The sequence below is a fragment of the Pseudomonas monachiensis genome (assembly GCF_047345015.1).
In the GTDB taxonomy this organism is placed as follows: Bacteria; Pseudomonadota; Gammaproteobacteria; order Pseudomonadales; family Pseudomonadaceae; genus Aquipseudomonas; species Aquipseudomonas monachiensis.
The window spans coordinates 2,956,248-2,970,129 of the sequence record NZ_CP178857.1; the positions used below are offsets into that span (position 1 = coordinate 2,956,248).

At 61.3% G+C, this 13,882-nt stretch carries 9 protein-coding genes; all 9 read left to right on the plus strand.

Annotated features, from left to right (window positions below; all coding sequences use genetic code 11):
* Nucleotides 1-67 precede the first annotated feature (67 nt).
* The 9 genes from tssB to ACMDB8_RS13260 all read left to right on the plus strand — a co-directional run bounded on the left by tssB (nt 68) and on the right by ACMDB8_RS13260 (nt 13,882).
* Nucleotides 68-571 (plus strand): type VI secretion system contractile sheath small subunit, encoded by a 504-nt coding sequence (gene tssB, locus ACMDB8_RS13220; protein ID WP_056724801.1) that lies wholly within the window; start codon nt 68-70, stop codon nt 569-571.
* 34 nt (nt 572-605) lie between these two features.
* Nucleotides 606-2,144, plus strand: coding sequence for a type VI secretion system contractile sheath large subunit (gene tssC, locus ACMDB8_RS13225; protein WP_056724803.1), 1,539 nt, complete (start codon nt 606-608; stop codon nt 2,142-2,144).
* A 40-nt stretch (nt 2,145-2,184) separates the two neighbouring features.
* Nucleotides 2,185-3,540: a type VI secretion system baseplate subunit TssK gene (tssK, locus tag ACMDB8_RS13230; protein ID WP_056724805.1), complete on the plus strand. Its 1,356-nt coding sequence runs from the start codon at nt 2,185-2,187 to the stop codon at nt 3,538-3,540.
* Nucleotides 3,537-4,217, plus strand: a complete 681-nt coding sequence (tssL, locus tag ACMDB8_RS13235) for a type VI secretion system protein TssL, short form (protein WP_056724808.1) — start codon at nt 3,537-3,539, stop codon at nt 4,215-4,217. Before tssK ends, tssL begins: the two co-directional genes overlap by 4 nt.
* Before the next feature lie 7 nt (nt 4,218-4,224).
* Complete coding sequence (locus tag ACMDB8_RS13240) at nt 4,225-5,928, plus strand: OmpA family protein (protein ID WP_409079023.1); 1,704 nt, start codon at nt 4,225-4,227, stop codon at nt 5,926-5,928.
* Between the two features lie 51 nt (nt 5,929-5,979).
* Nucleotides 5,980-6,471, plus strand: a complete 492-nt coding sequence (locus ACMDB8_RS13245) for an Hcp family type VI secretion system effector (RefSeq protein WP_409079022.1) — start codon at nt 5,980-5,982, stop codon at nt 6,469-6,471.
* 144 nt (nt 6,472-6,615) lie between these two features.
* Nucleotides 6,616-9,270, plus strand: coding sequence for a type VI secretion system ATPase TssH (gene tssH / locus ACMDB8_RS13250; protein ID WP_409079021.1), 2,655 nt, complete (start codon nt 6,616-6,618; stop codon nt 9,268-9,270).
* 2 nt (nt 9,271-9,272) lie between these two features.
* Nucleotides 9,273-13,256, plus strand: coding sequence for a type VI secretion system tip protein VgrG (gene vgrG, locus ACMDB8_RS13255; protein WP_409079020.1), 3,984 nt, complete (start codon nt 9,273-9,275; stop codon nt 13,254-13,256).
* Complete coding sequence (locus tag ACMDB8_RS13260) at nt 13,253-13,882, plus strand: DUF2931 family protein (RefSeq protein ID WP_409079019.1); 630 nt, start codon at nt 13,253-13,255, stop codon at nt 13,880-13,882. The genes vgrG and ACMDB8_RS13260 overlap by 4 nt, the downstream gene beginning before the upstream one ends.

Sequence of the window (13,882 nt, forward strand, 5' to 3'; positions counted from 1 at the left end):
GTTCTGGATTCCAGTCTTATTTATCTTCGTGATGGTTGTTACAGTTGCGCGGGTGTCAGGAGGAATGATGACTGCAAGTAGTTTTCAAAACGAAGTGCCCAAGGCTCGAGTTAATATCAAGCTCGATTTGCACACGGGTGGCGCACAGAAAAAAGTCGAATTGCCGCTTAAGTTGATGGTGATGGGCGACTACAGCAACGGTAAGGAACAGCGCCCGCTGTCCGCAAGAAACAAAATGAACATTGACAAGAATAATTTCGACAGTGTTTTGTCCGAGTATTCACCAAGCCTGAAGCTGGCGGTGGAAAACACACTGGTCAATGACCACTGCGACACCTCTGTGGAATTGAGTTTCCGGGCCATGAAAGACTTTGAACCGGAACAGGTGGCGCGGCAGATTCCGCAGTTGCGCGCACTGTTGGCCATGCGCAACCTGCTGCGCGATCTCAAGTCGAACCTGCTGGACAACGCGACCTTTCGGCACGAACTGGAGCGCATCCTCAAGGATGATGCGCTGAGTGACGAACTGCGTGCCGAACTGGCTGCCCTGGCTCCAAAAGAAGTTCGTTAATTTCCCTTCGGTTCGCTTCACAGGAAAACTCTAAATGTCCGTTGAACATTCTTCCGCGCAATCGCGTGGCGATACAGTGTTGTCTGAAGAAAGCCAGGGTATATATAGCGCTTTGTTCAGTAAGATCAATCTGAATCCAGTAGAGGAGTTGGCCGGTTTCGACTCCTTTCAGGACAATGAAGCATTGTCCGAGGCCTCTGCCGATGAGCGCGTGACCGCTGCCGTCAGCGTTTTCCTGAACTTGCTCAAGCAGTCTTCACATAAAGTCGAGCGTCTGGACAAGGCGCTGCTCGATGAGCACATTGCATCGTTGGACGAGCAGATCAGTCGCCAGCTCGATGCCGTCATGCACCATCCCGACTTCCAGCGCGTCGAGTCGACCTGGCGCGGCGTGAAATCGCTGATCGACCAAACCGATTTCCGCCGCAACGTTCGCATCGAGTTGCTGGATATCAGCAAGGACCATTTGGTCCAGGACTTCGAAGACGCACCGGAAATCGCCCAGAGCGGGTTGTATTTCCATAGCTACATCCAGGAATACGACACGCCGGGTGGCGAACCTATCGCTGCAGCCATTTCCAATTACGAATTCGACCGCAGCCCTCAGGATGTTGCCTTGTTGCGCAATGTTTCCAAGGTGGCGGCCGCAGCACACATGCCGTTCATAGGTTCTGTGGGACCTGCTTTTTTCGGCAAGGAATCGATGGAAGAAGTCGCTGCGATCAAGGACATCGGCAACTACTTTGACCGCGCCGAATACATCAAGTGGAAAGCCTTTCGCGACAGTGACGATGCCCGCTACATCGGCCTGACCATGCCGCGGGTGCTCGGTCGCTTGCCCTACGGTCCTGACACCATTGCGGTGCGCAGCTTCAACTACATCGAAAGCGTCAAGGGGCCGGACCACGACAAGTACCTGTGGACCAATGCCTCGTTCGCGTTTGCCGCGAACATGGTCAAGAGCTTCATCAGCAACGGCTGGTGTGTGCAGATCCGCGGCCCACAGTCGGGTGGCGCGGTCACCGGCCTGCCGATTCATCTGTACGACCTGGGCACCGGCAATCAGGTGAAAATCCCCTCGGAGGTGATGATTCCCGAGACGCGTGAATTTGAATTCGCCAACCTCGGTTTCATTCCTTTGTCGTACTACAAGAATCGCGACTACGCGTGTTTCTTCTCAGCCAACTCCAGCCAGAAACCCGCCCTGTACGACACCGCCGACGCGACTGCCAACAGCCGTATCAACTCGCGCTTGCCGTACATTTTCCTCCTGTCGCGCATCGCTCACTACTTGAAAATGATCCAGCGCGAGAACATCGGAACCACCAAGGATCGTCGCTTGCTGGAGCTTGAGCTCAACAAGTGGATCGGTGGGCTGGTCACCGAAATGACCGACCCCGGCGACGATTTGCAGGCTTCGCACCCGCTGCGTGAGGCGAAGGTGACGGTGGAAGACATCGAGGACAACCCCGGCTTCTTCCGCGTCAAGTTGTACGCCGTGCCGCACTTTCAGGTGGAAGGCATGGACGTCAACCTGTCACTGGTTTCGCAGATGCCCAAGGCCAAAAACTGAGCCTGTTCAAACCCGGGCCATTTCGTAGGAAACGACTGTCATGAAGATCGACCGCCCCCTGTGGGCCGCGGGGGCGTTGCTGTCTCCGCAGCAATTCCAGCAGCAGGCGCGCTGGGAAGCCTGGACCAATGAGTGCCTTGCGCACCTGTCGTTGGTACATCCCTGGGGTGTACAAGCAATGGACGTTGATCTGCAGGCACTGCGCCTGGGCAAGTTAAAACTGACCCGGCTGCACTTGCGCATGGCCGACGGTACCCTGGTCGATACCGATCATGTCGATCGCCTGCCTCCTGCACTGGAGTTGGCTCGGCAGCTGCCTGATGACAGTCAGAGCGTCACGCTGTTGCTGGCCTTGCCGCTGGAACAGGGCAATGGCAACAACTGTCTGTTCGACGGGGGCAGGGCCGATCGACCAATGCGCTATCGTCAGGCTTGGCGCAAGGTTCAAGACGTGTTTGGCGATGAGGTGCAATCGATCGGGGTGCTGGAGCATGCCTTGAGCTTGCGCCTGGTCAACGATGACAACGCCGATTACCTGACTTGCCCGATTGCCCGTCTGATTCGCGACGGGCAGGGGGCCTGGATGCTCGACCCGGGCTACGTACCGCCGCTTCTCAGCTTTGCTGCTCACCCGGGTTTGCTTACCCAACTGGACAATCTGTTGACCCAGTTGGCCGCCAAGCGTCAACGGCTCATGGGCATGCGGCGCGAGAGTAATCAGCGCATGGCGGACTTTGCGGTGGCCGATGTGTCGTTGTTCTGGCTGCTAAATGCCTTGAACAGCTATCAACCCGTGTTGGCTGACCTCAAGGCGCATCCGGGGCGCCATCCCGAACAGGTCTATCTGGAACTGGCCAGGCTGGCTGGAAGCCTGCTGACCTTTTCGCTGGAACATGACATCGAGCTGATTCCTGCCTATCGGCACGAACACCTGGAAACCGTCTTCCCGCCGTTGATGAGCATGATTTCCACCTTGCTGGAAGCCAGCCTTCCGTCCCGGGTCATCGCCCTGGAGTTGCAGGAAACGGGCGCCAACCGCTGGCAAGTCAGTCTCAACGACGCTCGTTTGTGTGAGCCTGGCGGCGCGGACTTCTATCTGTCCGTGCGTTGTCGCCTGCCGGCCGCGCAGTTGCAGAGCCAGTTTCCTCGACTGTGCAAGATCGGTACGCCGGATGAGGTGGATCAATTGATCAATGCTGCACTGGACGGCGTGCCCATGCAGGCGCTCAGCCATGTGCCGGCCGCGATTCCGTTGCGCCTGGAAAATCAATACTTCGCCCTTGATCTCAATCATGCCAAGGGGCTGGCGATGCTGGCCGCGGGGGTCTGCGCATTGTATGTGCCGAGCACATTGGTCGAGGTCAGGCTTGAACTGTTTGCGGTGTTGCGCACATGAACGGAAAAACCGAAAAGCAAACCCGCTCGCCCGTGAACATCGACGTCCTGTTGCAGGACAGCTACCTGCTGGTGGTTGAACTGCGCCAGGCTGGATCAGCAAAAAACAGCCAGGGGCTGTGGTCACGTTGTGCCGACCAGATCGAATACGTTCGCCAGTCGCTTGAACAGGCCGGTTTGAGTCGGCGCAGCATCGACTACATCAGCTACGCCCAATGCGCGTTGCTCGATGAAACCGTGCTCGGCTATGCCGAGGGCAAAGATCATGCTTCCTGGGCCAGCGAACCCTTGCAGGCGAAGTTCTTCAGCCGCCACCAGGCCGGTGAGTTTCTGTATGAAGACATGCGCGAAGTGTTGCGCGAGCCCGCACCGGACCGGCAGGTGCTGACAGCATTCCAGCGGGTATTGATGCTGGGCTTTCGCGGCCGCTATCGCGAGCTGAATGACCCTGATCGCCTGCAACTGCTGGCAGCCTTGAATGCGCAGGTTCCGCCACTGCAACTCAACCATGGGTTAGCGACACAAGCGGGCATCGGCTACCGATCCGGCAGCTGGCGTTGGCAGCGTTCCCCGCTGGCCCAGGTTGTGCTGGCAGGGTTGTTGCTCACGGGGATCTGGCTGGGGCTCGATCACCTGTTGGGCGGTGTCATCGCCAACCTCCAGCCTGGCCAGGCGTGAGCCACCGATGACGTACAAACTCAATCGACTCCTCTGGCTTTGGGCCGGCGCGCTTGTCCTGGCATTGCTGGCGATCATCCCGCTGGCGGCCTGGACACGTGCAACGGCGGTTTTGTTCGTGGCGTGCGTTGCCATAGCGGTCTGGATCAGGATCGGGCGACGGGCGAAGCGTCAAGCCGGGTCACGGGTGCTGGCCGCTAACCTGACGCTGCCACCGGCGGATTATTGTCAGCCGGTGGTATTGGTCTGTGGTGATGGCCTGGACGGTCTGTTCGGCGCGGTTGCCGGTGATTCGCCAGCGTTGCGCGAGACCGGGCAAGGTTGCTACTTGCGGGTGCCAGACCTGATGCAACTGCCGGAGCTGATAGCCAGCGTATTGGCCCGTCGGCCGGCATGGGGCGGGCAGCTTGCTGTCATGTTCGTTTCCAACCCGGGCGAGCATGACGACCGCGCCGTACTGGCGGGGCAGGTGCGGGCTTTTTGTCATCAGGTTGCCCTGGTTCGCAAACGCGGGATTGCATTGCCGATGTTGCTGGTCAGTTACCTGCAAGCTTCTCAGGGCGAGGGGGCCTGGTTCAGTTGGGAGGCGGGTCAGACCAGCCCCGAGGTCCGTGAGGCCGGGATGCATGCCGGCCTGGTCGATTGGCAGCAGTTGGCAGTGGACGATGTCACGCGTATGGCGCGCATGCATACCGGCGTTCAAGTGAGCAGCGTTGCGGCCTGGCTGGAGGAGGCGGTACTGCCGGACCTGGCCGCGCGTGACCGCCGCCATTCGATAGGTCCCGCAGTGGCCATCGCCATCACGCTGGTGCCGGTGTTGCCCCGGACCGTGTCGGGGAACCTCTGGCAACAATGGCTGAGCGACAAGCTGTCGCTGTCAGTCGACTGGCAGGCACAGACCGCAGGCGCGGCGCCACTGCCATTCCCTGACCCGTTGCTGCAGTTGCTGCCCATCCGTATCCAGCGAACGCCGATACGCCGGGCGGGGGTGATTGCGCTGTGGCTGTTTGTGGTCGCGACTGCGGTGGCCTTGGCCAGTTCGGCCTGGCAGAACATGTTGCTGGCGCGTCAGGTCACCGATGACCTGCGTCGCTACACCTCCATGGCGCCACCGGCCCCTTTCGACCAGACCGGGATTGTCCAGCGCGAAGCGGCATTGACGACGCTTCGCCAGCACGCCGAGCGTCTGGACAACCATTACCGTCATGGTGCTCCGCTGAAGTTGGGTTTGGGCCTGTATCGCGGCGACCGACTGCGTGCGCCGGTGCTGGCGGCGATTGCCAGTCACCGCACTCTGCCGTCAGCGCCACTCGCGGTAAAAGTCGCCAAAGCGGTACGCCTGGACAACCTGTCGCTGTTCAAAAGCGGCAGCGCCGTGCTCAAGCCTGATTCGACCAAAGTGCTGATCAATGCCCTGGCGGACATCAAGGCCCAGCCGGGATGGCTGATCGTCATCGCCGGGCATACCGATGCGTCGGGCAATGACGCGCAAAACCTTCTGCTGTCCCGGGCCCGCGCGGCGTCGGTGCGGGACTGGATGCAACGCATGGGCGATCTGCCCGACAGTTGTTTTGCTGTCCAGGGCTTCGGCGCCAGGCAGCCGATCGCCAGCAATGACACCGAGGCGGGGCGCACTGCCAACCGTCGAGTCGAAATTCGCCTGATACCGGAAACGGGGGCTTGCTCGCATTCCCCAACGATACCGGGCTGACAACCCCAGTCGCGTCACGCGGCATTCATGTTCTTAGAAAAGGAGTTTCACATGGCAATTCCCATTTACCTCTGGCTGCAAGACGACGGCGGCGCGGACATCAAAGGTTCGGTGAACGTGCAAAAACGCGAGGGCAGCATTGAGGTGCTGGCCCAGGATCACAGCCTGTACATCCCCACCGACAACAACACCGGCAAGTTGACCGGTGCCCGGGTCCATGCCCCGTTTCTGTTCACCAAGGAAATCGATGCCTCCAGCCCGTACCTGTACAAGGCGGTGACCACTGGCCAGACCCTCAAGAGTGCCGAGTTCAAGTGGTATCGCATCGACGACGCAGGCCAAGAAGTCGAGTACTTCGTGACTCAACTCGAAAACGTCAAGGTGGTGAAGGTCGCGCCAAAAATGCACGACATCAAAGACCCTTCGAAGGAGAAGCACAACCACCTGGAATTGATTGAACTGCGTTACGACAAAATCACCTGGACCTACAAGGACGGCAACATCATTCACAGCGATTCCTGGAACGAACGCCAGAGCGTCTGACGCGAAAACACCAGCAGGCAGAACGCTGCCTGCTGGTTTGAGTGTGTCGGCTTGAGCGCCTGTTGGCGGACGCTCAACCCGGCACATCGAGCTTCAAGCCCACCACCGGCAATACGCCAGGAACTCAGCACAAGGACGCCCAGCATGGCCCATCACGCCACCCGTTTGCTTCGCCGCCTCAATCCTTACTGCGCCCAGGCCTTGAGCGCGGCGGCATCGTTGTGCCAAAGCCGCGCCCACGGGCAGATCAGCATCGAGCACTGGCTCCTCAAACTGCTGGAGCAGGGCGAGGGTGACCTGACGCTTATTGCGCGCCGTTACGAATGGGATATAGACGCCCTCTGGCACGGCTTGCTCGAGCATCTCGACAGCTTGCCGCGCAGCGTGCAGGGCAAGCCGCAGCTGTGCGGCAAGTTACAGCAATTGATCAAGAACGCCTGGCTACGTGCATCGCTGGACGACGACAATGACAGCCTGCGCTCGGCCCACCTGCTCGGTGCGCTGCTGGAGACCCCGACACTGCTGGCCTGTGAAGCGGCCTGGCCGATGCTCAGTCTCGGTCCGGTGCAATTGCAGCACTTGCTCCCGCTGCTTGACCAGCACTCCGAAGAACGACCGCACCTGCAACAGGAGCAGACGCTGGATCGCAAGGCGGTGATCCTCGACAACTCATCGAGTGCTCAACGGTGCGATGCATTGAGGGCGGTGCTGGACAAGTACACCCAGGACCTGACCGCCAAGGCCCGGGAGGGAGGCATCGACCCGGTGTTCGGGCGTGACGATGAAATCCGTCAGGTCATCGACATCCTCAGTCGTCGGCGCAAGAACAACCCGTTGCTGGTGGGGGAACCGGGGGTCGGCAAGACCGCGCTGGTCGAGGGCCTGGCCTTGCGCATTGCCGAGGGCAATGTACCCGACAGCCTCAAGCCGGTCAGCGTGCGCACCCTCGATCTGGGCCTGTTGCAAGCCGGAGCCGGGGTCAAGGGCGAGTTCGAACAACGCCTGAAAAACGTCATCGAGGCCGTTCAGCAATCAGAAACTCCGGTCCTGCTGTTCATCGACGAAGCCCACACCCTGATCGGTGCCGGCAACCAGGCCGGTGGCGCCGATGCGGCAAATCTGCTCAAGCCCGCCCTGGCTCGCGGAGAATTGCGCACCATCGCGGCCACCACCTGGAGTGAGTACAAACAATACTTTGAGCGCGATGCCGCACTTGAGCGACGGTTCCAGAGGGTCAAGGTCGACGAACCGGACGATGCCAGTGCCTGCCTCATGTTGCGCGGCCTCAAAGCCCGCTACGCCAGCCACCACGGCGTGCACATCGAAGACGCGGCGGTAGAGGCGGCGGTCAGCCTGTCGCGGCGTTACCTCACCGGCCGTCAACTGCCGGACAAGGCCGTCGACCTGCTCGACACCGCCAGTGCACGGGTACGCATGAGCCTCGATTGCGAACCGCAGGTGCTGGTGCGCCTCAAAGCCCGAATGGCTGCCCTGGACCTGGAACGCCAGGCCCGGCAAGAGGATCAGCAACTGAGCGGCGACGCCACCGATCAACGGCTCGCTCTGATCGCACAGCAATACGCGCAATTGCAGCGAGAACAAATCGACCTGGTGCGGCAATACCAGAGCGAGCTCGAACTGACCCGCCAACTGCTCGACGCACGCCAGGCCGAACCACCATACATGGCACACTGCGCCCGGTTGCAGCGACAACTGAGCGAGATTCAGGGCAATCAGCCGCTGCTTTTGCTCGACGTAAACCCGCGCAGCGTGGCTGAAGTGATCGCCGACTGGACCGGCGTACCGCTGGGCAGCTTGCTCAAGGATGAACAGGCCAGCCTGCTGGAACTGGAACAGCAACTCAGCGAGCGGGTGATTGGCCAACCCCATGCCCTCAGTGCCATGGCCCAACGCCTGCGTGCGGCCAAGACCGGCCTGACTGACGAAAAGACGCCTTTGGGCGTGTTCCTGCTGGTGGGCACCAGCGGAGTCGGCAAGACCGAAACGGCCCTGGCCCTGGCAGACAGCCTGTTCGGTGGCGAAAAGTCGCTGATCACGATCAACCTCTCTGAATACCAGGAAGCCCATACCGTCAGCCAGCTCAAGGGCTCGCCGCCCGGCTACGTCGGCTACGGGCAGGGCGGGGTGCTCACCGAGGCCGTACGCCAACGACCCTATAGCGTCGTGCTGCTCGACGAGGTGGAAAAAGCCCATCGTGACGTGCTTGACCTGTTTTACCAGGTGTTCGATCGCGGCTGCATGCGCGACGGCGAAGGCCGTGAAATCGACTTTCGCAACACCGTCATTCTCATGACCTCCAACCTGGGGAGTGATGAGTTGCAAGGTTTCTTGCAAGAACAACCCGAAGCCTCGGACAGCACCTTGCACGAACTGCTGCGGCCCATTTTGCGTGAGCATTTTCAGCCGGCCCTGTTGGCCCGCTTTCAGACGCTGATCTATCGACCGCTGCAAGCCGAGGCCCTCAAAGGCATCGTCGCCATCAAACTCGCCCAGGTCGGCAAACGCTTGCAGCGTCACTACGCACTGGACTGCCGGATCGAAGCCGCGCTCAACGACGCCCTGGTCGCCGCCTGCCTGTTGCCCGATACCGGCGCCCGCAACATCGACAGCCTGCTTGACCAGCAGATTCTGCCGGTGCTCAGCCAGCAGTTGTTGCAGCGCCAGGCCGCTGGGCAGAGCACCCATGGTGTGACCCTGGGTTACAGCGAGGAACAGGGAGTCACCCTGCAGTTCTCCAACACGCAGGATTGCGCGGCAAATACCGCCATGGAGGCCTGAACATGCTCAACGAACTGCGCACTTTCTTCGACCACAGCCGCCACACACTCTGGGTCCGGGAGCTGGACGCCCCCCTCGACGTCCTGGCCTTCCACGGCGAAGAACACCTCAGCCAACCCTTCAGCTACTGCATCGAGTTCACCTCCAGCCAACTCGACATCGACGCCGAGCTCATGCTTGGCCAACCCGCCAGCTTCAGCCTGCACGCGCTGCCGGAAAAGGTCTCGTCGCTGATCTTCGAACCGTCCGAAGTCAAGCCGCTGCGCAGCTTGCACGGGGTAATCAGCGGCTTCAAACGCCTGTCCGCTTCCATCGACGAGGCACGCTACGAAGTCACCCTGCAACCGCGCCTGGCGCTGCTCGCGCGGGGCCGGCAATACCGGATCTACCAGCACCGGTCGGTGCCGGAAATCGTCGAGCACATCCTGCGCGGCCGCCACGAGCTCAGGGGCCAGGACTTCCTCTTCCACCTGCACCGCGAGTACCCCCGGCGTGAACAGGTGATGCAATACGGCGAAAGCGATCTGGCCTTTATTGCCCGCCTGCTGGCCGAAGTCGGCATCTGGTACCGCTTCACCAGCGACGAACGCCTGAGTATCGACGTCGTCGAATTCCACGACTCCCCGCGCGCCTACCAGTTCGACGTCGAACTGCCGCTGCGTCCGCTCTCCGGGTTGAGCAGCAGCGGCGAGGACAGCGTCTGGGCCTTGCAGTCGGAACACCAGGTGGTGGAGCAGCACGTGAACATCCGCGCCTACCACCACCGTGACGCCCGCGCGCACCTCGACGGCGACATCGACCAGACGCGCGGCGCCAAGGGCACCTACGGCGAGGCCTATCACTACGCCGAACCCTACACCGCGCTCGGCGACCGCCATGCCTTCCCCGAAGACGTGCAGTGCGAAAGCGGCTACTTCTATGCGCGCCTGCGCCACGAGCGTTACCTCAACCGCCGCACCCGCCTTTGCGGCATGAGCAGCAGCGCCCGCCTGGCGCCAGGCCAGGTACTGGAAGTCACCGACGGCGCGCCCCAGGCCTTCGCGCCGCGGGCGGTGATCATCGGGCTCAAGGCCGGCGCCGCCCGCGACCGCAGTTTCGAGTGCAGCTTCCAGGCCATCCCCTACGCGAAGACGGTGTGCTTTCGCCCAGACGTACCGCCCAAACCCCTGATCGCCGGCACCGTGCCGGCCCGGGTGACCAGCGCGCAGGCCCACAACCCCTACGCCGATACCGACGCCGAGGGCCGCTACCGGGTGCAATTCCTGTTCGACCGCGACACCTGGGACGCCGGTCGCGAAAGCACCTGGCTGCGCCTGGCCCGGGCATACGCCGGCGACACCCACGGCCTGCACCTGCCGCTGATCGCCGGCACCGAAGTGGCGGTGGCCTTCGAACAGGGCGACCCCGACCGGCCCTACATCGCCCACGCCCTGCACGACAGCCAGCACCCCGACCCCGTCACCATGTACAACGAAAAGCGCAACGTGCTGCGCACCCCGGCCAACAACAAGCTGCGGCTGGACGATACCCGAGGGCAGGAGCACATCAAGCTCAGCACCGAACACAGTGGCAAGAGTCAGCTCAACCTTGGGCATGTGGTGGATGCCGAGCGGCAAAAACGGGGTGAAGGGTTTGAGTTGCGCACCGATGCCTGGGGGGCGATTCGGACGGGCAAGGGGTTGTTTATCAGTGCCGATGCGCAGCCCAAGGCCCAAGGGCCGGTGCTGGACATGGCCGCCGCCGTCGGCCGCCTGCAACAGGCCGGCGACCAACTGCAACAGCTGTCCACGGACGCCCAAACCGCCCACGCCGAACCGGCGGACGTGGCCGCGCAACTGAACCTGCTGCGCAAGGATCTGGAACAGCTCAAGTCCCAGGTCCTGCTGCTCAGCGCCCCGCAAGGCATCGCCCTGACCAGCGGCCAGCACCTGCAGCTGGCGGCAAAAGACAACCTGATGCTCAACGCCGGCGGCGAGGCCGACCTCAGCGTGGTCAAGCGCCTGTTCATCGGCGTCGGCCAGGGCCTGAGCCTGTTCGTACGCAAGCTGGGGATCAAGCTGATCGCCAATCAGGGCCCGGTGAGGGTGCAGGCGCAGAACGACAAACTTGAACTGCTGGCGCGGCATGGGCTGGAGATCACCAGCACCGAAGATGAAATCCACATCACGGCGAAGAAGAAAATCGTCCTCAACGGCGGGGGCAGCTACATCACCCTGGAGACGTGTGGCATCGAATCCGGCACGGCGGGTGACCACAACATCAAGGCGGCGTTTCTGGAGTACATCCCGACCAAGGTCACGCAGGCGGCGCGCCTGCCGCCGCTGCCGGCGGTGATTGATCCGCCGCTGGCGTTCGATCAGCAGTACCAGATTTTTGCCAACGATGGCGAGCAAGTCCTGGCCGGCGTCCCGTACAAGATCTCCAGCGCCAGCGGCAACGTGTGGAAAGGCACTACCGACAGCCAGGGTTTCACCGAACGGGTGTACACCGCTGTTCCTGAAGAACTCTCGCTGATCTACGACATGGACGAAGAGGAGGAAGAGGAAGAACTCGAAGGCATCACCCTGCGCATCGGGCTGTTTTTTGATGGCACCGGTAACAACCAGGCCAACGCCGCCCTCACCGAACAATGCCGGCGCGAGGATCTGCAACTGTTCGATGAAAGCGATCTGGCGTCCATCATTCAGTTGTGCAACCAGTATGGGTTTGACGAGTTTGATGGCAGTGGTTTTGGTCGTACGCCGGATAACAGTTATGGGAATGCGCCGAGTAATGTGGTGCATTTGTTTGCGCTGTATCCCGATCACGCTACAGATGGCCTTCCACCGGGCGGTGAGATGGGTTATGTAAAGGTCTATCTGGAGGGTATCGGTACCCGCAGCGGTGGTGACGACTCGCTTTTCGGGCAAGGTATGGGGCGGGGTGAAACCGGGGTGGTGGCGCGGGTTGAACAAGCGCCGGCAGCAATTGCGGAGCAACTACGTGATTTTTCGGTTGCCAACCCAGGTACTAAAATCCGTCGGGTTGAGTTCGACATTTTTGGCTTTAGCCGCGGTGCCGCCGCCGCACGCCACTGTGCCAACGAACTGCTCAAACCGGGTCGAGGTGTATTCGGTGATCTGCTGCAGGGAGGCCGCTTCGGCCTGCTCGACAGCTTCGACCCGGCGGTCGATATCAGCCTCAACCTGATCGGCCTGTTCGACACCGTTGCAGCCATCGGCGGCATTGACCTGAACGTGGCCGATGACCACAACCCGGGCGTGAACCTGTACCTGCCACCCGGTTGTGCGCGTCAGGTTATTCAGCTACAGGCGCGCGACGAGTGTCGCCACAACTTTGCCCTGAACGAGGTGCTGCACGACCATCGGCAAATCAGTCTGCCCGGGGTGCACTCTGACATCGGTGGCGGCTATCTGTCGCGTGCCCGGGAGCGGCTGTGGTTGACCCGGCCCGGTCGCCTCACCCTGCGACGCAACCAACCGGTGCAGTCCACTCCCGAGTGGGCCAAGGCCCTGGCTCAAGTGCAGGCCCTGCGCGCCAGTGGCCTGGCCGGCGACGGCAGCATCGAGGCCAAGGCCTGGCCGTTCACCCCGGCCGCCCGGGGCAAGCAGGAGTCCGACCAGGACCACTATCTGCTGGCGATTGTTCTGGATCGTCCGGTCCGAGGTGAATTGGCATTGATTGCCCTGCGCCTGATGCGCGAACTGGGTGTGCGTCATGGTGTGCCATTTGATGTCATCAATGACGACGACCGACGTTTCAAACTGCCTGAGGAGCTGCAACCGATCGCTGCACAAATCCTTGAGCACGCCCTGTCGGGCACCGAGGTCAGCCTCAACCCCGAGCAGGAACGTTTGCTGCGCGCTCGCTATATCCACCAGTCCGCCCACTGGACACCCAGTAACGGTTTGATGATCAACAAGCCCGCGCCCGACAGCGCACGCAAGGTCCATCCCCATCGTCCGCAAAAGGGCTATCCGCAATGAAGCGTTTGAGCCTGCTGGTCGGCCTGTTGTTCAGCCTTTGCGCCTGCGCCGGTGGTCCCACGCCGCCCAAGTTGCCCTACCACAGCTGGTACGTCGGCCTGGCCGCGCCACGTTTCATGGAGGTCTGGGTCGAGAGCGTGGATGTGCTCGATCAGCGAGGGCTGGCGTTCTTTCGCGTGCATGCCGGAGTGGCCGGTTACACCCGCAAACCTGAAGGGTGGCACAAAGGGGGCGGATCGATGATGCCGGTGAACAATGTCGACTTGCCGGACCGCATCTTCGTGCGCTGGCAATCGCTGGTGGAGCCGCAGACCTACAAGATTGGTATCCGGATCCCCCAGTGGGTGCGCGATGAGATGGTCAGGCCTGAGCGGGTTTTCTGTGAAGCGGATCAGGAGAATGTAACGCTGTATCGCAACAGAATAACGTTGGGCATGGCGCCCGGTGGCATCGTCAAGGTTTGGGTGGGTGCAGGATGTCTTGGCTTCAAGGAAGTCGGGCGTTTTCAGGCCGAGATCGAGCCGCTAGGGCCTAATCAAAACGGTAAGGGTAACTATTACCGCGCACCGAAGCCTGAGGCGCAGGCCTATATCGATCAACACGGAATCCCCTATGGCACTTGGTAA